Source organism: Cupriavidus sp. GW823-FHT07B10, from assembly GCF_058794355.1.
Map to the genome: position 1 here is coordinate 258,269 of NZ_JBXAGS010000007.1, position 24,059 is coordinate 282,327.

The 24,059-nt window shown below is 66.8% G+C and carries 17 protein-coding genes; 7 read left to right on the forward strand and 10 right to left on the reverse strand.

The window, feature by feature from the left end; translation table 11 throughout:
• Window positions 1–28 precede the first annotated feature (28 nt).
• The 3 genes from AC1Q6V_RS17690 to AC1Q6V_RS17700 form a co-directional block, all read right to left on the reverse strand.
• Window positions 29–1,351 carry a URC4/urg3 family protein gene (locus AC1Q6V_RS17690; RefSeq protein ID WP_010814580.1) on the reverse strand — a complete coding sequence of 441 codons (1,323 nt, stop codon included), beginning with the start codon at window positions 1,349–1,351 and terminating at the stop codon, window positions 29–31.
• Complete coding sequence (locus AC1Q6V_RS17695) at window positions 1,348–2,586, reverse strand: GTP cyclohydrolase II (RefSeq protein WP_058696820.1); 1,239 nt, start codon at window positions 2,584–2,586, stop codon at window positions 1,348–1,350. Before AC1Q6V_RS17695 ends, AC1Q6V_RS17690 begins: the two co-directional genes overlap by 4 nt.
• Window positions 2,587–2,862: 276 nt before the next feature.
• Window positions 2,863–3,963, reverse strand: a complete 1,101-nt coding sequence (locus AC1Q6V_RS17700) for an acyltransferase family protein (protein ID WP_011617328.1) — start codon at window positions 3,961–3,963, stop codon at window positions 2,863–2,865.
• Between the two features lie 811 nt (window positions 3,964–4,774).
• Between AC1Q6V_RS17700 and AC1Q6V_RS17705 the strand changes: the two genes are divergently transcribed.
• From AC1Q6V_RS17705 to AC1Q6V_RS17730, 6 genes are all read left to right on the forward strand, one after another.
• The gene (locus tag AC1Q6V_RS17705; RefSeq protein ID WP_081050156.1) at window positions 4,775–5,872 is read left to right on the forward strand and encodes a substrate-binding domain-containing protein; all 1,098 of its coding nucleotides are present in this window, start codon (window positions 4,775–4,777) and stop codon (window positions 5,870–5,872) included.
• 62 nt (window positions 5,873–5,934) lie between these two features.
• The gene (locus AC1Q6V_RS17710; protein ID WP_010814584.1) at window positions 5,935–6,957 is read left to right on the forward strand and encodes an ABC transporter substrate-binding protein; all 1,023 of its coding nucleotides are present in this window, start codon (window positions 5,935–5,937) and stop codon (window positions 6,955–6,957) included.
• 119 nt (window positions 6,958–7,076) lie between these two features.
• Window positions 7,077–7,895, forward strand: coding sequence for an ABC transporter permease (locus AC1Q6V_RS17715; protein ID WP_037024235.1), 819 nt, complete (start codon window positions 7,077–7,079; stop codon window positions 7,893–7,895).
• A gap of 10 nt (window positions 7,896–7,905) precedes the next feature.
• Window positions 7,906–8,781 carry an ABC transporter permease gene (locus AC1Q6V_RS17720; RefSeq protein ID WP_058696821.1) on the forward strand — a complete coding sequence of 292 codons (876 nt, stop codon included), beginning with the start codon at window positions 7,906–7,908 and terminating at the stop codon, window positions 8,779–8,781.
• Complete coding sequence (locus AC1Q6V_RS17725; protein WP_010814587.1) at window positions 8,774–9,832, forward strand: ABC transporter ATP-binding protein; 1,059 nt, start codon at window positions 8,774–8,776, stop codon at window positions 9,830–9,832. The genes AC1Q6V_RS17720 and AC1Q6V_RS17725 overlap by 8 nt, the downstream gene beginning before the upstream one ends.
• Window positions 9,829–10,674, forward strand: a complete 846-nt coding sequence (locus AC1Q6V_RS17730; protein ID WP_439671904.1) for a phosphodiesterase — start codon at window positions 9,829–9,831, stop codon at window positions 10,672–10,674. Before AC1Q6V_RS17725 ends, AC1Q6V_RS17730 begins: the two co-directional genes overlap by 4 nt.
• 407 nt (window positions 10,675–11,081) lie before the next feature.
• Here the strand turns inward: AC1Q6V_RS17730 and AC1Q6V_RS17735 are convergent, their stop codons facing one another.
• From AC1Q6V_RS17735 to AC1Q6V_RS17765, 7 genes are all read right to left on the reverse strand, one after another.
• Complete coding sequence (locus AC1Q6V_RS17735; protein ID WP_011617333.1) at window positions 11,082–11,435, reverse strand: hypothetical protein; 354 nt, start codon at window positions 11,433–11,435, stop codon at window positions 11,082–11,084.
• 206 nt (window positions 11,436–11,641) lie between these two features.
• Entirely contained in the window at window positions 11,642–13,027 is a 1,386-nt protein-coding gene (locus AC1Q6V_RS17740; RefSeq protein WP_058696822.1) for an FAD-binding oxidoreductase, read from the reverse strand.
• Window positions 13,028–13,147: 120 nt separating this feature from the next.
• Window positions 13,148–16,411, reverse strand: coding sequence for an ATP-binding protein (locus AC1Q6V_RS17745; RefSeq protein ID WP_454750411.1), 3,264 nt, complete (start codon window positions 16,409–16,411; stop codon window positions 13,148–13,150).
• Window positions 16,412–17,170: 759 nt separating this feature from the next.
• Entirely contained in the window at window positions 17,171–18,247 is a 1,077-nt protein-coding gene (locus AC1Q6V_RS17750; protein ID WP_010814593.1) for a lipocalin-like domain-containing protein, read from the reverse strand.
• Complete coding sequence (locus AC1Q6V_RS17755) at window positions 18,244–20,769, reverse strand: FtsX-like permease family protein (RefSeq protein WP_454750412.1); 2,526 nt, start codon at window positions 20,767–20,769, stop codon at window positions 18,244–18,246. The genes AC1Q6V_RS17750 and AC1Q6V_RS17755 overlap by 4 nt, the downstream gene beginning before the upstream one ends.
• A 3-nt stretch (window positions 20,770–20,772) precedes the next feature.
• Window positions 20,773–21,468: an ABC transporter ATP-binding protein gene (locus tag AC1Q6V_RS17760; protein ID WP_011617337.1), complete on the reverse strand. Its 696-nt coding sequence runs from the start codon at window positions 21,466–21,468 to the stop codon at window positions 20,773–20,775.
• A 495-nt stretch (window positions 21,469–21,963) separates the two neighbouring features.
• Complete coding sequence (locus AC1Q6V_RS17765) at window positions 21,964–23,028, reverse strand: VWA domain-containing protein (RefSeq protein ID WP_010814596.1); 1,065 nt, start codon at window positions 23,026–23,028, stop codon at window positions 21,964–21,966.
• 75 nt (window positions 23,029–23,103) lie between these two features.
• Between AC1Q6V_RS17765 and AC1Q6V_RS17770 the strand changes: the two genes are divergently transcribed.
• Entirely contained in the window at window positions 23,104–24,051 is a 948-nt protein-coding gene (locus tag AC1Q6V_RS17770; protein ID WP_011617338.1) for a S1C family serine protease, read from the forward strand.
• The last annotated feature ends 8 nt before the right edge of the window (window positions 24,052–24,059 follow it).

The window sequence follows — 24,059 nt, forward strand, 5'->3', positions numbered from 1 at the left end:
AGGTCGGCCGCCTGGCGGCCGACCTTGCTCAGAACACCGTGCCGTCGCTGATGATGGCGAACGGCGGCGCGCCACCCGGGCGCCGCTTGGCGGCAATGCGGCGCCCCGCCGCCCAGGTGCCGCCTTCGAGCACGCGCGCCAGCGGGAAATTTTCTTCCTGCAAGCCAAGCGCCTGGCGCACGCCGTCGGCCACCAGGTCCAGGCCGGTCACGGTCAGCGCGCGCCATTCGACGATCACGGGCTCATCCACCGCATGCGGCACGGCGGCAAAGCCGGGGTCGCGCGGCACCATCAGCTCGAAGTCGTAGAGCAGGCCGCCGTTGCGGTATTCGGGCAGGCCCGTCAGCGCGTCCAGCCCGGTCACGGTCAGGCCGGCGTCCTCCAGCGGCTCCAGCAGCGAATAGGTCAGCCACTGCGTGAGCTTGTGGAACGGCACCAGCCCGCCCGGCGCGGCCGGATGCCGCCAGCAGTCGCCCAGCGACACGCCTTCGACAATGATCCGCCCCGGCCATACCGGCCCCAGGCCGACCAGCAGCGTGCGCAGCAGGAAGCCGGCGTCGAGGTGCCCGTTGACCGCATGCGCCTTCAGGTAGTCGTACAGGTTGCCCAGCCGTGCCGGCCGGCCGAACAGCGCCGGGGTCGCCTCCATCACCTCTCCGAGGCGGCGCAGCAGGCCGGCGCGGCCTTCCAGCCCCACCAGCGGGTTGTGCTGCGCGACCTGGAAGGCGTGGGCGATGCTGTCGGCATCGATGCGCTGCAGCCGCTCGGCGTCCGCGCGCAGCGGATCGCCCGGCGCGGCCGAGAAGCCGCCGCGCGCGAACAGGTCGAAACTGGCCACGCCCAGCCCTTCCGAGCGCGTCAGCACCAGGTCGCTGGCCGGATCGCGGTAACGCCAGTCAGGGCCGGCGCCGGCATCGAGCAATACGCTTGGAATCACCAGGTCGATGCCGATGCGGGCGCGCTCCTCGCGGTGCTCGGGCCCGCTCAGCGCGGCACGCTCGCACAGCACCTGCCACCGGTCCGCGCGCTGGTCGACGCCGGCGCTTTCAAAATGGCGCCAGCGGCTGTGGTACGGCACCTGCAGGTCAGGATAGCGCTGGCGGATGGTGCTGGCGACATAGTCGGCAATGGCATGCACGCGGTCCGGATGCCAGGTGAAAAGTTCGGACGCGCCGCTGGCCACGTTCTCGGTGACCGCCGCGCAATGCGTGCGCACCGCCTCGGCACACAGCAGCGCCGAAGCGGGATGCCCTTCCGGCACCGGGCTCAGCCAGCCGGCACCCGGCCGCATCTCGTTACCTGTGCCCTGGCGGTCCATGCCGGGCTTGCCATCCTCGGGAAACATCGTCATTCGTTCAACCCCCTGCCCTTTGCCAGGGCCAGTTCGTTCGCATCCGGCGGCGTGTAGTGCGTAAAGTAGCCCGCGGCCACCTTGGCATCGATCTCGACACGGGCGTCGGCGGGAATCAGGGTCTCGGGGATGGCCACCTGCTCGACCACCTCGATGCCCTGCGCCACCAGCGCGCCATGCTTCATGTTGCTCATCGACGCCCAGCGGTCGATGCGGCGGATGCCCAGCCAGTGGAACACATCCGGCATCAGCTCCTGGAAACGCATGTCCTGCACGCCTGCCACGCATTCGGTGCGGGCAAAGTAAGTCTCCGCACGGTCGCCGCCCACCTGCCGCTTGCGGGCGTTGTAGACCAGGAACTTGGTCACCTCGCCCAGCGCGCGGCCCTCCTTGCGGTTGTAGACCACCAGCCCGACACCGCCCTGCTGCGCCATCTCGATGCACACCTCGATGCCATGTGCCAGATACGGCCGGCAGGTACAGATGTCTGACCCGAACACATCCGATCCGTTGCATTCATCGTGCACGCGGCAGGCCACGCGGGTTTCAGGCTTGCCCAGCTGGCCCACGTCCCCGAAGAAATACAGCGTCATGCCGCCGATGGGCGGCAGGAACACCTTCAGGTCCGGCCGCGTCACCAGTTCCGGGAACATGCCGCCGGTCTGCTCGAACAGGCTGCGGCGCAGCACGCTTTCCTTGATGCCGAAACGGGCCGCCAGCCCGGGCAGATACCAGACCGGATCGACCGCAGCCTTGGTCACGCGCACATCGCCATTGGCATGGAGGATGTCGCCGTCGGGCTTGAGCCGGCCGGCCGCGATGGCCGACATCAGCTCCGGCATGTTGATATGCGCGCGGGTGACGGCGATGGTCGGGCGGATATCCACGCCGGCCGCGATGCGGTCGGCAAACACGGTGGACACCAGGTGGCCCCACGGATCCAGCGAAACTATCTTCTCCGGGTCGCCCCACTGCGGATGCGGGCCGATCGCCTCCGCCGGCGCGGTATCGGTCAGGTCGGTGCGATGGTCGCGCTGCAATGCGCCCGCGGCAACCGCCAGGGCCCGGTAGATGGCGTAGGCACCTGCGTGAGTGCCGATCACATTGCGCTGCGCCGGATTCGCCAGGCTGGCGATGACCGGCCCGCGCTCGGCCGCCGTGGGGGCGCCCCAGTGGATAGGCTCGGCCGGCTTGTCGCGGCGTGCGTGCGAGGTCAGGACGATATGGTCGGACATGGCACCCTCGGTTCCCGATGGAATCCTGACCAAATGGTCAGGTTTACGATTCCATACTAGGCAACCTTTGTGCCATCGCCCAATGCCATTTACGCGAGTGTTGCTCCGATGTGTGTGGCGCCGAACGCAAGTATGCGCGGGCGGCATGCACGCATGGCGTGCAGGCGACGTGGCATGACGGGTGCACAAGCACCAACAAGAAGCGCGCACGGCCATGCTGGCACGGCGCCGTCCGGGAGAAGCCGTACCACCGCTGCACGGCCATGCCTGCAAACGTTACACGCTTTGCCGGCTGGCGCGGTCGCGGCCGTTGCCCAGCAGCGCACGCAGCGCCGCCAACGGCCGGGCGCTTTCGATGTAGCGATAGAACAACGCGCCGGCCACATTGCTGAGCGCCCATGCGGCAACCATGCCGAGCGCGTTCAGCACCGGCTGGCCCGGCGCCAGGTTCGACACCAGCGCGTTGACCAGCAGGCAGACCGGAAAGTGAACCAGGAACACCGAATAGGAAATGCGCCCGAAGAAGCCGATCACGCGCGCCCGCGGCCAGCGCTCCAGCCAGCCGCCGCGGCGCGCCACCGCCAGCAGCAGCGCAGTCGCCAGCGCCACCGCGATGCGCAGCCGGAAATCGAAGGCCAGCGCCGCCAACGTTACCGCGCCGAGGACCAGCAGCGGCAACACCGGGCGACCGGGGTTGGACGCCCAGTAGGCCAGCGCCCCCATGCCATAGGCGCCGAAGAAGTACAGCGCCCAGATATCCCACGCGGCATCGCGGTTGAACCAGAACAGCGATGCCACCGCCACCAGCACCACAATGCCAATGCTGACCCCGGCACCCGCCGGCGCTTTCCCGCGCGCCACGGCGCGCGCGGCCCACAGCGCACCCAGCAGCAGCGCAAACAGCTGCAGGTCGATGGCCACGTACCAGACCCCGGCCGAGAGCGCGTCGACATCGAGCACGTTATGCAGCAGCGTCACGTGCGCAAGGAACTGCAGCAGGCCGGGCGGCGCAGGGATCGAATCATGCACCATCCATTGGCGCGCCAGGGCGGCCCCGGCAATGCTGAGCAGCAGCGCCGCAGCAAAGGGCACCACCAGCTTCTGGTAGCGCCGCCACAGCACCAGCAGCGGATGCTGGCTGATTTCCAGCTGGCCATGCGGCGCCAGGCTGCGCGCGGCGAGGAAACCGCTGACCACCAGAAAGACCTGCACGGCGATGCGGGCGTAGTCGTAGAGCCAGTCCACCAGCCCCGGGGCCAGCCGATACGCGGTATCGGACATCGGGCCATAGAAGGCCAGGTGATGGAGCACGATCAACTGGGAGCTGACCGCTTTCAGGGCGTCAATGCACGGCAGGCGCGACGGACGGGGGCTCATTGTTATAGGAATGTTGCGATTGGCACGGAAGGCGCGATTCTACCTGCTTGCATCCGCTCAAATGTGGCATATGCACCACTACATATAGATTCGTTACACACTGCCCCGGCTTGTTGCGAGTTTGCAGGCACATGGCTTCATGTCTTAGCCAGCAGGCATTGGCTTATGAAAATGCTGCGCAAAACAGTCAGGGGCCAACAGGAGCCGGCATAAGGAAGTGCATACACAGGCGGCAGCTCTTTCCACGAAGCAAGGCTTATGAGTCAGGCACGTGCCTTTATGCGTCGCGGCCCAGAATATACAACTGTCGGGTGGATACGGGGATGTCAGGCTTGAACCACACATTCCAGGAGAGCTCTGTTGTGCGCCAGTAGCATAAGCTAGAGGCAGGATTGCCACCTGGGGTCCGCTTATGCAGCACCGCACGCTCTTCCCCCGCACCGGTCACGCCTTCCGTTGCGGCTTGGCTGAGTGCTCCCTCATCGCCCTTCTGGCCGCGGCCCTGGCGGGATGCGAGGGAGTCCCCCGGGATACCGCGGCGACACCGCCACCGCCGCGTCAGCCGATTGCGCCCAGCGACGACGTGTACCCCGCCCCGACCACGGTACGCGACACGCGACCTGCGGTGCGCACTCCGTAGGCGGCGTTTTCCTACGCGGCCGGCATCCGGCCTTTGCACCCGGATGTCATCCCCCTGTCATCCACGCCAAACAAAATGCCATCCAGGCAGGGTGCAGGCGCCCGTCCGCCAGCCGCCTTCTGCGGCAGTGCAGCGACGGAATGTCTTGACGCCCCGTTTTTTCCACCTTCAATGAAAACGTTTTCATCCGGAGCTCTAAGCGTGAATCGCAAAGATCCAGCGGGGGGCAGGCCCGACACGACAGGTGGCGCCACCCTGATCGACGTGGCGCAAGCCGCGCGGGTGTCGCTCGCCACCGCATCGCGCGTGTTCAGCAGCCCGCACCTGGTGCGCGACAGCACGGCGCAGCGCGTGCGCGAGGCGGCGCGCCGGCTCAGCTTTCGCCCCAACCTGCTCGGCAGCAAGCTGCGCGCCCAGCAGACCCGCATGATCGGTGTGATGGTGCCAACGCTGGAAAACGCGGTGTTCGCCGAATGCTGGCACGGCATCGAGGAAGCGGCGCTGGCGGGCGGCTATTCGCTGATGCTGGTCACCAGCGGCTACGATCCGGCTCGCGAATGCGAGCGTGTGGAGTACCTGTTGCGCCATCGCGTGGACGGCATGGTGCTGACCGTGGCCGACGCGGCGCACAGCACGGTGCTGGATCAACTCGACGGCGAGGGCGTGCCATACGTGCTGGCGTACAACCAGGCCGGACCGCGCAGCCGGCGTCATTCGGTATCGGTGGACAACCGGCGCAGCGCCTGCGCCGGCGTGGAGGCCCTGATTGCCGCCGGGCACCGCCGCATCGCCGTGGTATCGGGCGCCTTCGTCGCCTCGGACCGCGCGCGCCAGCGCTTTGCCGGCTATCAGGACGCCATGCGCGCGCACGGGCTAAGGCCCGCCGCGCCAGTCTGCCTGCCATCGCACACCGCCAGCAATGCCGAACAGATCCGCGCGCTGGTCCGGGCAAACGATGCGCCCACCGCCTTTTTCTGCACCAATGACCTGCTGGCCATCGGCGTGATCTCCGACCTCAGGCGCCTCGGCCTGAGCGTGCCGCGCGACATCTCCGTACTGGGCTATGACGGTATCGCGCTGGGCAGCGTGGTCGAACCGCCGCTGGCCACCGTCGTGCAACCCAATTCGGAGATCGGCGCCAGCGCCGTCGGCCGGCTGCTTGCCTGGCTGCACGATGGCGGACGAGCCTCGGCGGCGCCGCCGCGCGTCACGCTGCTGCCGCACGCACTGCGCGTCAACGGCACCGTGGCCGCTCCGCCATCAATGTAACCGCGCGTAACCGCGTGCGCATGTTGCATCCCCCACCCCTGTCCTCAACCAAGGAGCCTCTCATGCAACCTATTCCTTCCTGGCGCCGCCCGCTGCGCTGGATTGCCCTCGCGCTAAGCGCCGCCGCGTTCAGCCAGGGCGTGGCCGCCCAGACCGCGATCTGCTACAACTGCCCGCCCGAATGGGCCGACTGGGCGGCACAGATCCGCGCCATCAAGGAAAAGACCGGCGTTGCCGTGCCGCTGGACAACAAGAACTCCGGCCAGTCGCTGGCGCAGCTGGTCGCCGAGAAGGCCAGCCCGGTGGCCGACGTGGTCTACTACGGCGTGACCTTCGGCATCCAGGCCAAGAAGGACGGCGTCACCGCCGCCTACAAGCCCGCCCACTGGAACGACATTCCCGACGGCCTGAAGGACCCGCAGGGCAACTGGTTCGCCATCCATTCCGGCACGCTGGGCTTCATGGTCAATGTCGACGCGCTGCGCGGCAAGCCGGTGCCGCAGTCATGGGCCGACCTGCTCAAGCCCGAGTACAAGGGCCTGGTCGGCTATCTCGACCCCGCCAGCGCCTTCGTCGGCTACGTGGGCGCAGTGGCCGTCAACCAGGCCATGGGCGGCACGCTCGACAACTTCGGCCCGGCCTTCAAGTATTTCAAGGACCTGCAGAAGAACCAGCCGATCGTGCCCAAGCAGACCGCATATGCGCGCGTGCTGTCCGGTGAAATCCCTATCCTGCTCGATTACGACTTCAACGCCTATCGCGCCCGCTACAAGGACCACGCCAACGTTGCCTTCGTGATCCCCAAAGAGGGCTCGGTGGTGGTTCCCTACGTGATGAGCCTGGTCAACAAGGCGCCGCATGAGGCCGAAGGCCGCAAGGTGCTCGACTACGTGCTGTCCGACGCCGGCCAGGCGCTGTGGGCCAACGCCTACCTGCGCCCGGTGCGCGCCGGCGTGGTGCCTAAGGAAGTACAGGCGCGTTTCCTGCCGGCCACCGAATACGCACGGGCCAAGGCGGTGGACTTCGGCAAGATGGCCGACGTGCAAAAGGCGTTCAGCGAGCAGTATCTGAAGGAGGTGCGCTGACAAGCGCGCTGACGACTGGCGATGGTGTCTCCCGCCTGATGGCTGTCTTCCCGCAAGCGGGGAGACAGCCGGGCGGCTCACCCAAGCCATCGCCCACCGCCCATCACCCCGTCACTGCCATGACAAACCGATCCCCCTCCCTCTTCCTGTTTGCCTTGCCGGCACTGGTGGTCTTCCTGGCCTTCTTCTGCCTGCCGATGGCGCGGCTCGTGGCGGTCAGCATCAACGGCGAGCAAGGCGCGGGCGTGTACTGGACCGTGGTCTCCAGTCCGCGCTACCTGCACAGCCTGATGGTCACCGTGCTGCTGTCGGCAGCCGTGACACTGGTCACGCTGGTGATTGCCGGCATTGCCGGCACCTTCCTGCAGCGCAACGCGGTGCCTGGCAAGTCCGTGCTGGTGGCCATGCTGACCTTTCCGCTGGCGTTTCCCGGCGTGGTGATCGGCTTCATGGTCATCATGCTCGGCGGCCGCAACGGCCTGCTGGCCATGGTCGGCGACAAGCTCGCCGGCGAGCGCTGGACCTTTGCCTACGGCCTGGCCGGGCTGTTCGTCGGCTACCTGTACTTTTCGATCCCGCGCGTGATCCTGACCGTGATGGCGGCAGTGGAGAAGCTCGACGCCTCGCTGGAAGAAGCTGCCCGCTCGCTGGGCGCCGGGCCCTGGCGCGTGGTGCGCGACGTGATGCTGCCCGCGATGATGCCGGCCATGATCTCCAGCGGCGCGATCTGCTTTGCCACCAGCATGGGCGCGTTCGGTACCGCCTTCACGCTGGCCACGCAACTCGACGTGCTGCCGCTCACCATCTACAACGAGTTCACCAACTACGCCAACTTCGGCATGGCCGCTGCGCTGTCCATCCTGTTGGGCACCGTCACCTGGGCCTTGCTGGCGCTCGCGCGCTGGTTTTCCGGCGACGCCGTGGCCGCGACCGCCTAGGAGCCATCCCATGACCCCAACCCATCGCCGCCCCGGCTACTGGCTGCAACTGGCGCTCACACTGGCGGTCTGCGCCTTCATGACCGTGCCGGTCGTGCTCTCCGTGCTGGCTGGCCTGACCAACAATGTCTTCATCGGCCTGGAAAGCGGCCTGACCACGCGCTGGCTCGCGGAAGTCTGGTCGCTCTATCGCAATACCATCTTCCTGTCGCTGCTGATCGCGCTGGCCTGCCTTGCCTGCACGCTGGTGCTGGGCGTGCCGGCCGCGTACTACATGGCGCTGCGGCGCAACCGCATCACCCGGCTGATCGAGGAACTGCTGATGCTGCCGGTGGCCGTTCCGGGCCTCGCGACCGCGCTTGGCCTGATCCTGCTCTACGGCACCTGGCAGGCGCTGCGCACGAGCTGGCTGTTTATCCTGATCGGCCATGTGCTGTTCACCCTGCCCTTTATGGTGCGTTCGGTGCTGGCCATCCTTTCCGCCATCGATATCCGCACGCTGGAGGACGCAGCGGCCAGCCTTGGCGCGAGCCGCCTGCAGCGCTTCTTTACCGTGGTGCTGCCCAATTGCCGCCAGGGCATCCTGGCCGGCGCGCTCATGGTGGTCACGCTGTCGGTGGGCGAATTCAACCTCACCTGGATGCTGCACACGCCCACCACGCAGACGTTGCCGGTGGGCCTGGCCGACAGCTATGCCTCGATGCGGCTGGAGATCGGCTCGGCCTACACCATCGTCTTCTTCGTCATGATCATTCCGCTGCTGGTGCTGATGCAAGCGCTCAGCGCGCTGGGCGCGCGTTCCCGCAAGTATGTTCCCGAAGCGGTGCCCGCCCCTGCTGTTGCCGCCACGCCGGCCAACCCTCATACCGAGACCCGTCATGCATGAACCCACCACCATCAGGCTGCGCGATTGCGGCAAGACGTTTGCCGACGGCACGCTGGCGCTGCAGCCGCTGGATCTCGACATAGGCGCCGCGGAAACCGTGGTACTGCTAGGCCCGTCCGGCTGCGGCAAGACCACCACGCTGCGCATCATCGCCGGGCTGGAGTATCCCGATGCAGGCGGCGAAGTCTGGTTCGGCGATACCTGCGTGACCGCGCTGCCGATCGAGCAGCGCGGCGTGGGCATGGTGTTCCAGAGCTACGCGCTGTTCCCCAATATGACCGTCTCCGAGAACATCGGCTACGGGCTGCGCGTGCGGCGCGTGGACGCCGCCACGCGCCGCACGCGGGTTGCCGACATGCTCGCGATGATGCATCTCGAACCCTTCGCCGACCGCCGCGTGGACCAGCTCTCGGGCGGCCAGCGCCAGCGCGTGGCGCTCGCACGCGCCATTGCCGTGCAGCCGCGCGTGCTACTGCTGGACGAGCCGCTGACCGCGCTCGACGCCAAGCTGCGCGACGCCCTGCGCGCCGACATCAACCAGTTGCTGCGCAACCTGGGCATCACCGCCGTCTATGTCACGCATGACCAGGCCGAGGCCATGGCGCTGGGCGACCGCATCATCGTTATGGACAAGGGCCGCATCGCCCAGACGGGCACGCCGCAGGATATCTACCGCGCGCCGGCCAATGCCTTCGTGGCGGATTTCATCGGCACCATGAACCGCCTGTCCGCCGCTGCCGAGAACGGCGCCTGGCGCGTGCCTGGCGGCGTCGTGCCCCGGACGCACGAATCCGCGCCGGCGCAGCGCGCCGACCTGATGTTCCGCCCCGAAGACGTGGCGCTGGTGCACACGGACGACGCCCATCTGCACGGTAGCGTGGTCACGGCCCTGTTCCTGGGCAACTGCACCCGCCTGCTGGTGGAAGTCGGCGCCGCCGCGCCGCTCATCGTCGACACCACGCGCCGCGACAACTGGCACGCCGGAGACCGCGTCGGCCTGCGCATCGACACCGGCCACCTCATCACACTTCCCGAAGCCCTGGCAGCATGAACACCGCCCCCTACCTGGTCGCCCACATCACCGACCTCCACATCAAGGCCGGCGGCAAGCTGTCGTACCGGCTGGTTGACACCGCCGGTGCACTGCACCGCTGCATCGACACCCTGCTGGCAGCCCCGCAACAGCCCGACGCAGTGATTGTCACCGGCGACCTGGTCGACTTCGGCGCCGAAAGCGAATACCAGTTCCTGCGCCAGATCCTGCAGCGGCTATCCATGCCCGTGCGGTTGCTGCCGGGGAATCACGACAGCCGCGGCGCGCTACGCCGCGTCTTTGCCGATCACGACTACCTGTTCGCCACCGGCAGCGGCGAAGACCCGGTGCACTACAGCATCGACTCGGGACCGCTGCGGCTGGTGGCCTTCGACTGCACCGTGCCCGGCCAGCCCGGCGGGCGCGTCGATCCCGGCGCGCTGCCATGGCTGGAAGCCGCACTGTCTGCCGACCCGGCCCGCCCCACCCTGCTGTTGCTGCACCATCCGCCGTTCTTTACCGGCATCGGCCACATGGACGAGCAGGGCCTGGCCAACGCCGACGCGCTCGAAGCCATCGTGCGCCGCCACCCGCAAGTGGAACGCGTGCTGTGCGGCCATCTGCATCGGCACATCACGCGCCGCTTCGGTGGCACGGTCGCGATCACCGCGCCCGGGCCGGCGCACCAGGTGGCGCTGGACCTGGACGCGCAGGCGCCCTCGTGCTTTCGCATGGAGCCGCCCGGCTACCTGCTGCACTGGTGGCATCCGGCACACGGACTCGTGACGCATGCGGCAGCGATCGGGGATTATGGGGCAGCGCATCCGTTCTTTGACGCGCAGGGCAAGCTGATCGACTAGCGGTGACGCTCTGGCAAGTTGTTCGTAAGCGCCAGGTGATGGCCTTGCAAGAGTACGAATGGCGAAGCCATGCCTCGCAACCGCTTGCGTCATGTCCCAGCTTGCAGGTGGAGTCATCCGCGATGACTCCACCGCGGAGACTCCTCACCGAGGTGGTTTGCTGCTTTGCAGATCCGCTATTGCCAAACGGAGAATCAACGACGCATGATCGCCACGATCGAATCGACGCGGGTTCTGTCACAGGCCATTGCGATTGCAATGCGATTTGACTACACCCCTGTCGCTCGGGACTCGGTTGCCTGACCGCAGGGTTGCGTCATATCGGGGCATGCCCAAGTCATGGCGCATATTCCCGCGCCTGGACAACGGAGCAGGCCCAGACCAACCGCCCCGTTGCCCTGCCCTGCTCAGGACAAGCATTCCCCGCTGTCGCGCGCATCGCTGCGCGCGCCGTCGGTGAAGCCATCGCGCGAGCTGATGCGGGCGCCATCGGTGTAAGGGTCAGGCTTGCGCATGCCGTCCAGGTACGGATCAAAGCCACGGACCGCGCACACGGACCTGCCCTGATACGCGACCACGGGCAGCATGGTGGCCTCGGTGGGCGGACTGTGCGCGCCATCGGTAAAGGCGTCGCGCTGGTCGCTGTGTCCCGGCGCGGCGACGATCAGCCCATCGGCATAGGCACCGGCGTGGGCGGTCTGGCTGAGCCCGGCGGCAAGTGCGGCAGCGGCAAGCAGGGTCTTGGCAAGAGTCTTATGCATTGCTATCTCCAACAGGGGTGTCGGCGGCGTTGCCGCGACGGCACTCCTCGTGCGGGCGACCAGCTACGGAACGGTACAGGCCACACGGGATCGCCTCTGCCGTGCAAGCCGTTGCCTGGCGTGTACCGGCTGCCATCCGTGGCAGCGGTGTCGCGCCGGGCTTCTGGATAAGGGGTACCTGCGCCCCATGTCGAAAGCGTGGTGCGTCAGGCGGGCCTGATGTTCTGATTCACGCGGAACAGGTTGGCCGGGTCGTATTTGCGCTTGATCTCCGCCAGCCGCGCATAGTTGTCGCGATAGGACGCCTTCACGTTGTCATTGCCCTCGTCCATCATCATGTTGATGTAGCCGCCGCCAGCAGAGTGCGGATGCAGGGCCAGCCAGTAGTCCTTCGCCCACTGCACGATGCGATCGTTGTTGGCCGGGTCGGGATCCACGCCGACAATCACGCTGGCAAAGTTGGCATCGCGGTAGCTGAAGGCCGTGTCGTCGCAGCCGGCGCGATGCGCTGCACCATTGATCGGATACAGGTGCATGGTCGAGTGCATCGACGGCAACTGCTGCCCGTACTTGATGTGCAGATCGATGGCCTTGTCGCTCAGGTCGCTGACGAAGTCCGCTTTCCAGTACCACTGCAAGCCCGCCGGATACAGTCCGTCGAACAGGCTCTGCAGGACAGGCCAGGGGACTGGTCCGGCAAAGTCCACCGCTGGCGGCATGGCCTCGCGAATCGGACGGAAGTGCGTTTCGGCCTGATCGATCTGGCCGGTGTAGCACCACACCACTGCGCACATCTTCTGCAGGTGAACTTCCTCCGGGAAGGGCGCTGCGGGAGGCACCGTGACGAAACCGAACCAGCCATTGATGTGCTGCGGCGCGCTCAGGATGAAGTCGCGCCACCATTTCATCAGCTCGCGGGCCTGCTCCATCGGCCACAGCATCGGGCCGCCATAGACCGTGGCTACGGGATGAGCCTTGAACTCGAACGACGTCACCACGCCGAAGTTGCCACCGCCGCCGCGCAACGCCCAGAACAGGTCCGCGTTTTCGTCCTCGCTTGCTGTGACGATGCGCCCGTCGGCCAGAACGACCTCGGCGCTGAGCAGATTGTCGATCGTCAGGCCGTAGGCGCGGCTGAGGTAGCCGATGCCGCCGCCGAGCGTCAGTCCGCCCACGCCGGTGGTCGAGATGAAGCCACTCGGCGTCGCCAGCCCGTAGGCACTGGCGGCGTGATCCACATCGCCCCAGGTGCAGCCACCGCCAACCCGCAGTGTCTTGCTTCCGGCATCGACAAACACGCCCTTCATGGGCGACAGGTCGATCACCAGTCCACCATCGCATGTGCCGAGCCCGGCGCCATTGTGCGCGCCGCCACGCACGGCCAGCAGCATCCCGCCGTCGCGCGCGGCGTTCACCGCCGCGATGACGTCCGCAACATCGACGCAGCGCGCGATGATCGCAGGTCGCTTGTCGATCATTCCGTTGTAGACGGCACGCGCCTGGTCGTAAGCCGCGTCGCCCGGCTGAATCAGTTGTCCCCGAAAATGCGCCTTGAGTGCGGTTGCGACGGGTTCGCTCAATGAAGCTTCCATGGTTGCCTCCTGTCCGGTTGGTATGCAGGAGTTTTAGCAACCTCGGCGTTTTGAAAGCGTTAGGTGAACCGTTACAAGGGGATTCTGCCTCCCGACCGGGGCGCGGTGGTCGAGCCGAAGCTAACGCGCGAGTAACGCCCGCGCCTTGACGATGTCGGGCTGATCGAAGCCCTCGGTGAATCGCGCAAGCGGCGCCTCGACCACCTCATGCGCATTGACGCGCCCCTGCGAGGTTCGCAGCGTTGTCAATGACAGGGTGGCACGTAGTTCAAGCGGTAGCGCGTGCTGGGCTGTGGCGATCTCGATCGCCTTGATCAGCGATGACTCGGCTTCGGCGAGGCTGGCGCTGCTGCATAGCAGCAATTCACCGCGCAGACGGTACAGCTCGGCGTCCACCCAGTGCTCGCCAGTGCGCCCGGCGCATTCGAGCGCCTGGTCCAAAGCCGCCAACGCAGCCTCGGTCTCTCCTACGTCGCCCAGGCATTCAGCCAGCATGGCCAGATACAGCGGCAGACGCAGGCGTGCGCCCGTTACGTGAAAGCCCTCGATCGCCGCCTGCATCGCCACCACGGCGTCGGCGCCGGGCGCCTGTTTCGCGTTCGCCCAGGCGAGCAGTATGCCTGCCCAGGCAAGGTAGTAGCCTACGTGGTACTGTTCGGCGATCTCGTGTGCCTGGCGGGCATAGTGCAGCGTGAGACCGTGCTCATGTCGCAGCGCATGCTGCGTCGCGAGATATGACAGCGCGAGCGCCTGGGAGAACGGGTGTGCTACCCGGTTCGCCACCTCCAGCGCTTCGCGTCCACGCTGAAGGGCCTGATCGGCAAGCCCCCTGAACCACAATGCGTGCGCCGACCACGCGGCGGCCAGCACGCCGAAGTTACCGCCCATCAGGGACGCATGCTCGGCGTGCTGGGCCTCGTCATAAGCGCGGTGCGCGCGTTGATACGCGGGCTCGGCAGCCATCCAGTCGCCTTGCTGGACCAGACTACCCATGACGCTGGTCCATGCCATCACCGAGTAAGTACCGGAGCCCAGCGGCCCCAATCCCGCAATCAGTTCCTCGCTCAGGCTACGTGCCTGTGCAAGTTCCGCCCTCACTACCAGGAAAAATGAAAGGCTGACCTGGGCGCGTGCTTGCTGACTGGCGTCACCCGCCAGCCGGCTCAGTTCCACCGCGCGTCGCAGCGGCGCCTCCAGTTCGGGTGCCGCCCAGCCTCGGGCGATGCGAATCGGTGGCGCAAGGTCGAGTTGCAGGGCCAGCGATTGACTGGCGCGCTCCTGCGGATCGGCAATCCGGTCCGCTTGCACCAGCCCGCGCGTCAGCAATGCAATGGCATCGTCATAGGCATACACACTCTGCGCGACAACGGCCGCGCGCCGATAGAACGCCGCCGCCTGGGCTGGCAGGCCCGCCCGCTCATAGTGCGAGGCGATCTGCGCGCTTGCCGCGTCGGGCGCATCGCCTGACGCCTGCTCGAGCGCTCGCGCCACGCGCAAATGCAGGCGGCGGCGCTGTAGCGGACTCACGTCGGCGTATGCCACGTCGCGGATCTTGTCATGGCTGAAGTCAAAGGCCAGGCCGCCAGCGTCGGTCTGGCGCACGATGCGCCGCTGCCACAGCTCGTCCAGTGCGCCTGCCAGGGCATCCTCGCCGAGGTCGCTTGCCTGGGCGAGGATGTCGGTCGTGAACGCCCGTCCAATGATTGCAGCAACCCCGACGATTTCGCGGGCGCCCGGAGGAAGCTGTGCCAGCCGGTTCGAGATGATGGAGTAAACCTTGGGCGGCAACTTCGACGCCATGCCGCCCTGTGCGTCCCCGACCGGCATGGTGTCGGAGCGGGCCCGCATCATTTCGACGGCAAACAGCGGGTTACCCTCGCTCTCTTCGAACAGCCGGGTTGCCTCCGTGTCGGCCAGCGGCCGGTCCAGGATCTGGGCCGCTATCTTTGCCGTTTCCGCGGCGTCGAGTGTCCCCAATGAGATCTCGATGAACTGGTCGTCGCGGCGTAGTGCGTCCAGCAGCCGGTTCGCCGCGTGCAGCGGCATGATTTCCTCGGCGCGCGCCGTTGCGACCACCATCAGCCTTGCCGCCACGTCGAAACGCATCAGGAAGCGCAGCCATTCGAGCGTCTCGCCGTCGCACCATTGCAGGTCGTCGAGCAGCAACAGAAGCGGCCCGCCTTGTGCAAGCACCGCTCGCGCAAGCGCCTCGAAGAACCGTTGGCGTTGCCAGTATTCGGTAAGAGGCGACGGCGGCGACAGTCCGGATTGCTGCGTGAGGAGTTCGGGCAACAGGCGCGTGACCTCGGTCAGCCACAGTCTGTCGAGCTTGCCGATCGCACCACTCAGGCCAGGGCTGCGCAGCCAGCCGGTCACCGGCGCAAACGCAAGCTGTCCCTCGGCCGCATAGGCGCGCGAATGCGCCACGGTGATGCCTTGCTCGGCCAGATGGACCAGCAGTTCCTCCGCCAGGCGCGATTTGCCGATGCCGGCTTCGCCCAGGATCAGGACGAACTGCTTGTCGCCCAGCTGGGTACGCTGCCAGACTTCAAGCAGCCGGCGCCATTCGCCATCCCGGCCAATCATTGGCAGCATCGCATCCCGCCGTGGGCGTTGGCGCTGCATTGACGCAGCCTGCGCAGCCAACCGCGCATAGGCCTCGCGCATGGGGTCGCCGGGCAGGACGCCCAATTCGCGAGCGAGCGTTTCCACACAGCTACGATAGGCGCGCATGGCCGATGCGTGATCGTGGTTCAGCGCGTGCAGGCGCATCAGCGCCAGGCAGGTGGGTTCGCGGCACGGGTCGAGCCGCTGCAACTGCTGTGTGTACTTCAACGCCTTTGCATAGTCGCGCCGGTCCTCACTCAGTTGACCGAGGCGCGCGAGCGCCGCGATGCACTGTTCGCGCAACTTTTCGCGCTCGGGGTGGATCCACTCGTCATAGCAGTTGGCCAGCAGGTCACCGCGATAGAGATCCGCGGCATGCGTCAGCAGTTCTTCTTCAGCGCCTGCGTCGCCGTGCCTCGAGGCCCTGGCCGCAGCCGCAAGCGCGGACTGGAACTGCGCTACATCGAGGTCAAGCGGCGAATCGGGCAGCCATCGCACCGTTTGCGCATCGGCATGAACAAACTGATCTGCCTCCGGCCAGGTCTTGCGCAGCTGAAACAGCAGTTGACGCAGGGCATTGCGCGCCTGCGCCTGCGAGGAATCAGGCCAGAACAGTACGGCGAGCTGCTGCCGCGTCTGCGGTGCGTCGCGATGCAGGACAAGGCAGGCGAGCAGCGCCTGCAAGCGGGGGGAGTTTGCGTTAAACAGGGGCGCGCCAGCGCCGTCGAGCTGGAACTCGCCAAACAAACGGACGGAGGAGCGGGCCTGCGAAGTCATGCTGGAGCGCAATGCGGCACAAAGCGATGGGGAGCTCCTGTAGGCAGCGTGCGGTGCGCGCTGCGCTAGCGCTCGTGCGGGAACTCTCCAACACCCAAGCCCGCGCGAGCGCCTTCCGTGACTATACTCGCGTTGGCGCGTCCCATCCGGCCAACGTCGACGAGCAGTCACTCCCTTTCCCGCCAGGTCCTAGCCGAAGACCTCGGATGCGTCCGTCATCAGTCTAAGCCCATGGGCTCGGATTCGCTCCTGGGCACGCCGGGCAAAGACTGATGCATCCAGGTTTGACCCGAGCTTCCGTACGCCGTGGGAGACTCGCCGAAAAATGAAATCAACTTCGTTTTCGGTGAAGTCGCCGTAGGCAAGGTATGCCCTCAGCATCTGGTTAAGGTAGGCATCACACTCACTTCGCTGCAATACTAGTGCGCTTGCCAGCAGAGACCGCGAGTGCCACCGCAGCCACCGGCGTCTCCAGTGCTTGTAGTCGTCCTTTACCAATTGACCCCTCCATTGCCCGGCGGCACCTTTCTTTACGCTGCCCGCAATCACCAACGAGTAGGGAGCACGCGGCGCGCTGTTTGAAAATCATCATAGCGTGACGGAAATAGCAGGGCAATCGGCTTTCCTCTGGAGAAGGTCCCACCAAAGAGGGGGTATGGCGAGAATCTTGCGATTGAGGGAAATCGTGTGAATCGCCGAGCGAAGCGGCGGGCGGGCACTCCGACCGGCCGCTCCCAATTACCCGGGCCGGGCCTCAAGTCAAAGATTGAGGCGCTGGAAATACCCGGTCAGTTCGAGGTAGCCCCGTCCGACCACCTTGCCTCCCCGCAACGCCGTCACCGCGCCCTCCCAATAGACCGCGCCGGTACTCGCGCGGCTATCGAGTTCCTGATCATCCATCAGCGGTAGCAGTTCGAGCGTGAGACCGCCTGCGTTCAACCGCATGGCAACCGGATAGCTCGTGCCGGTACGAGGCGAGCGCCAACGGCGTGCCGGCATGAAGTTGACCTCGTCGGGAGCCAGTACCTGGACGCGACCGTCGCTGCCGCGCAGCGTGCCGCCTCCCCAGAACTTGCGCCCCGGCTTGTCCCGGATCTGGAAGGCCATCAACGCGCTGCCGTCATCCAGGTTGAGGCCGAGCCAGTCCCAGCCGACGGCCTCGTCGGCCAGCAAGGTCGACGACCATTCGTGATCCAGCCAGGCGGTGCCGTGCACGGTTTCCTGCAGGCTGCGCCGCTCCAGGGTGCCGCTCACCTTGAGCCCCGGCTGGCTGTAGTAATAGCTCGCCTGGGCCGCCAGCGGTCCCTTGCGGCTGTATCCCCGTTCGCCCTGTAGCAGCAACCGTTGGGTTGGTTCCATTGTCAGATCGAGCGTGAAATCCCGCGCGGGAAATCTGGCTCGGTAGTGCCCCGTCGCCTCTCGGCGCAGCGACCAGTTGTCGATGTACACATCGGTATCGGCAGTATCGGCAAGCGCAAGGCCGAAGCCGCTGCGCGCCGCGCGTTGGTCGTGCTGGAGCTTGCCGGCCACGGGATCGCTCAGTGCGACATTGGCGAACAGCAGTTGCTGCGGCGCGAAGCGGCTTGGGTTGGCCTGGTCGAACGGCGGGCGCGAGCGGAAGAACGTAACCTGGAAGCCGAGCGGCGCTCCTGCCGGCGTCTGCAGCCAGCCAGTGGCATACCACCATTCGGTGCGATAGTCGGGGTGCGCGCCGTGGTCGCGCGGGAAGGCCAGGGTTCGTCCCGCGGCGACTGGCGGATAAGCGGGCGCTGCGCCCAGCGCCGCGGCCGCCACGCCGGAACCCGGCAACAACAGCAGGAATGAGCGCCTCTTCACCAATCCTCCTGAACCGCGCGCACTGCGCTACGCGACATCGCCTGCCGCCCGCTCGCCAGCGCAGCCAGCGAGGCCGCCGCCACCACCGCGCTCGCCAACTGGGCGAGGAATGCCCAGGGCAAATGCAAACTCATGGTCCAGTGGAACGACTGCGGGTTGACAACGTCAACCAGGATCAAGGCGATGATCCATCCCAGCGCAAGACCGGCTACCACGCCAAGCAGAGCGAGTAACGCGCCCTCCAGTGCCAGCATCGCGCCGATCTGCCAACGCATGAAGCCGAGATGCCGCAGCATGCCGAATTCGCGCGCACGCGCCAGGGCCTGCGCGCTGAAGCTGGCGCCGATGCCGAACAGGCCGATCACGACCGCTATGCCCTCCAGCAGGTAGGTCACGGCGAAGCTCCGGTCGAAGATTCTCAAGGTGACGGTGCGAATCTCGCCAGGCTCGGCGAAGGTAATGTGTTCACCGCCGGCGACGCGCTGGCGCAGCCTCTCCTTGACCTGCGCCGGGCCGGTGCCCTGCTCCAGCCACAGGGCAACGTCAGTGACACGCCGCTCGTCCGTGAGCCGTCGATAATCGTCCTGGCTGATCACGACCGTACCATGCTGGCGTGCGTAATCGCGCCACACGCCGCCCACCAGGAAGGCGACGGGCCGGCCCTGCAGCGGCAGCGTGATACGTTGCCCCAGGCGGAAGCCATAGAGGTCGACCATCGCCTCGCTGACCCATACCGCCGGCGGATCCCCCGGCTGCGCCGCGACGGGCGCTGCCGTCAGCGGCAACCGTGCGCCCGGGTTGTGCGGATCGATCGGCCGGGCAATGACCGTGACGGGGGGGCGCTCGGGATCAAGCAGGATCTGGCTCGAACGTAGAAACTCGGCACGCGCAACGCCACGGACGCTGGCGATGGCCGCCTGGTCGTCAAGCGAGAAATACGCGCTGTCGCCGCTTGACGAAGCACGCAGATAAAGGTCGGCCGGCAGGACATTGTGCAACCAATCGTCCACCGAGATGCGAAAGCTTGACACCATGATCGCCATCGCCGCCATCAGGCTAAAGCTGGCGACTATGCCGGCCAGCGCGATGGCCGCGCGGCCCGGTGCGCCGGCGAGCTGGGTCAGGGCAAGCTGCGGCACAGCCCGTCGCCAAGAGGGCAGCAAGCCGAACACGAGATGCGCCAGCCGTGGCATCAGCAGGATGGCGCCCACCAACAACAGGGCGATCGCCGCATAACCGAAGACCGGCAGATCCGCCACCGGCCGCAGTGGCGTCAGCACAAGCCCGGCTGCCATCGCAGCAAGCCCGGTCCACGGCGAGCGTAGCCGCTTGAGCGGTGTCTCCTCATCGCCCGCCTTGAGCGCCTGCGCCGGCCGCGCGCGTGCGGCCTCCCATGCCGGTGCGAGACTGCCGAGCACCGCCGCCGACAGGCCGAGTGTGAAGAAGATCAGCGCTGCCAGCGCGTCGAAGCGGACCTTGGGCTTTACACCTGCAAAGTAGCCGCCGCCCAAATCTCCGCCCGCGTACCCGAGCACCGTGGTGGCGAGGACGAAGCCAAGCGCCAGGCCGAGCATCGCACCGAGCGCGCCTTGCACCGCGCCTTCCGCCAGCAGCAGCCGCAGCAGACCAGCGCGCGTCACCCCAAGGGCGCGCAACAGTGCAAGCTGCGAGCGCCGCCGCAGCACCGAGACTGCCTGCATCGTGAACACCAGGAAGGCGCCAGTGAACAGCGCCACCAGGGCAAGCACGTTCAGGTTCACCCGATAGGCGCGCGACAGGTTGGAAGTCCGGCGCGCGTTGTCCTGCGGCGAACCCGCCACCACCCCTGGCGGCAGCAGCGCGGCCAGCGCTTGCGCAAAGTTGTCGGTGTCCACTCCCGGCCTGAGCTTGACGTCGATCCGCTGCAGCAGGCCAAGCCGGTCGAGGCGCCACTGCGCGGCACCGATATCCATCACGCCCAGGCGCATGCCCTCGCCCGCCGCCGGCAGCGTGCCGGCAATACGCAGCGTAAGCGCGGTCAGCCCGACTTGTACGGTGAGCGGGTCCCCGGGCTTGAGATCGAGCCAGCTCAGCGCCGCCGGCGACAGGAACACGGCGTCGGGATCGAGAACGTCGAGCTTGCCCGCGCGCTCCTCGGCGGGCCGCCCGATCAGATTGGGTGTTACAGGCGCCGCCCGGAACACATCGATGCCAAACAGCGTCAGCGCACCGGTGCGCCCCGGCACCAGCGCATTGACTTCCACCACGGGGCTGGCCGACGCCACCTCCGGCAGGCCCGCGATGCGCGGATAGAGCGATTCGTCGAAGCCCATGCGCGGCCCGCGGATCTCCAGATCGGCATTCCCCATCAAGGAGCGCACCGCCTGGGAAAACTCTGCCAACGCAGCGTGGTTGATGAGATGCACGCCATAGCCCATTGCCACACCGATGGCCACGGCAAGGATGCCGATGATGGCGCGTCCGGGATGGGCGCGCAATTCGCCCAGGAGTAGTGCAAGGCCGAGTGAGCGCGGCGTTCGCATGGCTTAGGCGGCCGCGCTCATCGGCGGCTGTGGCCCCAGCGGCGTCAATCCGCCTGGCGTCAATTGCAAGACGCGATCCGCCGTCGCCGCAGCCACTGCCGAATGCGTGACGATAATCGCGGCCGTGCCGTTTGCGTTGACCAGTTTGCGCAGCAGGCTCAGCACCCGCGCGGCCGTCTCGTGATCAAGGTTGCCAGTCGGCTCATCCGCCAGCAGCAGCATTGGACGGTGTACCAGGGCACGCGCAATCGCCACCCGCTGCAACTCCCCGCCGGAAAGCTCGCGCGGCAGACTGTCCTCGCGCCCCTCAAGCCCAACCGCGGCGAGCATCTCGGCAACGCGCGCCGACGCCCCTTTTTGCTCGAGGCCGTTCAACAGCAGCGGCAGCGCCACGTTCTGCGCCGCGCTCAAATTCGGCAGCACGTGGAAGGCCTGGAACACGAACCCCAGCTTGCGACGCCTGAGCAAGGTTGCGGCATCGTCGTCCAGCTTGCCCAGATCCTGTCCGTCGAACTGGATGCGGCCACTGTCGGGCCGATCCAGACCGGCGATCAGGTGGAGCAGCGTTGACTTGCCCACGCCCGATTCGCCCATGACGGCGACAAATTCGCCGGCGTCCAGCGCAAGACTGACTCCGCGGAGAACCGTGCGCGGTCGGGCGCCGTTGTATGTCTTGGAGACATCTGTAAGGGTCAGCACAATGTCGTCAACCTCGCGTGGCGTGCCTCTCCGTCAAAGCTGTGACGGGAGAGCGGGCACAAGCCATTCTGCCACCGTTGAAGTGCATGGACTTGTCGAAGAAGGCCGCTAGAAGTCGGACGATTCCCACTGGGAACGGTGCAGCCACTTTGCCATTTCCTGGCGCTGGTTCGCTTCGCAGCCGATCGGGGGGATTTCGACTGACGCAGTGGCAGGCCCGTTCCATTGATCCGTTCACTGGCTATCCTTCTGCTTGTGCGGCTCGTGTAGATGCGGCACATTTGTTTCCGTCACTGTCTGGGCGCCCATCCAGCTCCTTGTGGCGCCGCCGGGGGCGGAAAGCTGGCGCAGTCCATGCGCAAGACGGCATGGATCATGCGGCCATTAGCGTGTGGCGTCTCGGTTCCCGGGTGAGATCCAGGCCGAAAATACACCCGCTGCGCCCATGGATGGCTCAGGGAATGAACCCGGCAGCTTCATCAACCGTGCTTCAGGTCACCGCCGGAACCACAGCATCGAGAGCCCGCACGCCACCCCCAGCAGCAGGACCGCTGCTGCCGAGAACAATGCACTGATCTCGGTTTCCTTGCGCTCGAGCGCGAAGCGGGCGCTGAGCTGGCGATACACCTGGCTCAGGTCCGCAGCCGAGCCAGCCTGGAAGTACTCGCCGTTCGTTATCGCCGCTACCGCCCGCAAGGCGGGTTCATCGAGCTGCATGTAGTAAGACAGGCCCGACTCTGCCGCGGCTCCGCCCTGCGGCGTACCGAAGCCCACCGTATAGACGCGCACGCCGCGCTGGGCGGCCATGCGCGCAGCGTCCAGCGGGTCCGGGCCGGTGGTGCGGCGGCCATCGCTGAGCAGGATTACCGCACCGTGCCGATACGAGCCGGGCTGCGCCGCCGGCCGTTCCTGTTCGCGCTTGCGGACGGCGTCCGCCGCGGCGGCCTCTGTCAGCGATCTGCCGCCGGGACCGGGTGCGAGCGACTCGCCGCTGAAAAGGATGGCTTCCAGGTCGATGCCATCGTCGGGGAACAACACTGCCAGCGCCTGGATCAGCCCGCTGCCGGTCGCCGTGCCGAGCTGGAGCTGGAAGCGATCGATTGCGTCGAGCATGTCCTGCCGGTTGTCGGTGGGGGGCAGCACCACGGTCGCGGTGGCGGCAAAAGAGACCATGCCCAGGCGCACGCTGGCCGGCAGCCCGACGATGAGATCCCGGGCAGCCTGCTTGGATGCGCCGATCCGGGTTGGTGCAACGTCGGTCGCCGCCATGCTGCGGGAGGTGTCCATGGCCAGCACCAGGGTGATGGTGTCGGACGGCAGCGTGATCGTCGCCGTAGGACGGGCGCAAGCCAGCAGGGCCACGCCCAGCGCGAGCAGGAAGAGCAGTGGCGGAATGTGACGCCGCAGCCGTTGGCCGGGACCCAGGGCGGCGCGCGGCAGCGCAAGGCTGGCATACAACAGCGCGATTTTCTTGCGCCGCGCAATCAGGTACAGGTAAGCGGCTGCCAGCAGGGGCAGCGCAAGCAACAGCCAGAGCATTTGCGGCCAGAGAAACTGCATGCACCTGCTCCTTGGCGCGTGGGTAAGACGATGGTACTGTATTTTTCACGGCGGGACGGGACCTCGGGAGCGGCAATGAGACGGGTAACGATCTACGGATGGGTCTCGGCAGCGGTGGCGCTGGTGCTCGCGGCGGTCGTTGGCTCTGCCTGGCTGTTGCAGCCGACGCCGCGCGTCCTCAAGCAAGCCGACATCGACTCCGCCGTGCTGCACACGCTGGAAACCAAGCGCCTGCCTTCGCGCACAGCCAGGGCGGCAGAGGCGGTTCGCGAGTCGGTGGTGGAAGTTCGCAGCTATGCGCCAGCCGAAAAGGCTGCGGACAAGCCGAAGAAAGCGGCATCCGCCCCACACGCCAAGCGTGATCCCCCTGCCACACGCCGCAAGGCACCCCCCGAATCGGCTCCGCTATCCCCGCCGCCTTCGGGCGATGAACTCGCAAAAGGCGACCCACCGGGCAGCAAGGGCGAGTCCGGCGGCAAGCGCACAGCCCGCCACATCGGTTCGGGGGTGGTCGTGACCGAAAGCGGCACCATTCTCACCAGCTACCACGTCGTCGCCGACGCCCTGCGCCTGGAGGTCAGGTTCCACGACGGCCACACGGCCGAGGCCTCGGTTGTGCAGGCGTTCCCGGAGAAAGACCTAGCCGTGATCCGGCCCAGTTCCATCCCCGACGACCTGCCGCCGGCGACGCTCGGTTCCAGCCGGAACCTCGCGCCCGGCACTGAAGTCGTCGCGGTCGGCTTTCCGTTCGGCATCGGCCCGTCGGTGTCTGCCGGCGTGGTGTCGGGGCTCGACCGCAGGTTCGTCTTGCCGGACGGCAAGCGGGACCTGGACAAGCTCATCCAGTTCGACGCCGCCGCCAATCCGGGCAACTCCGGCGGACCGCTGGTGAATCTGGATGGCGAGGTGGTAGGGATCGTCACCGCCATCCTCAACCCCAACCAGAGCGGCACTTTCCTCGGCATCGGCTTTGCTGTCACGATCGAAAGCGCCGGCGCTTCCATCGGATCCTCTCCTTTCTAATCGCGGGG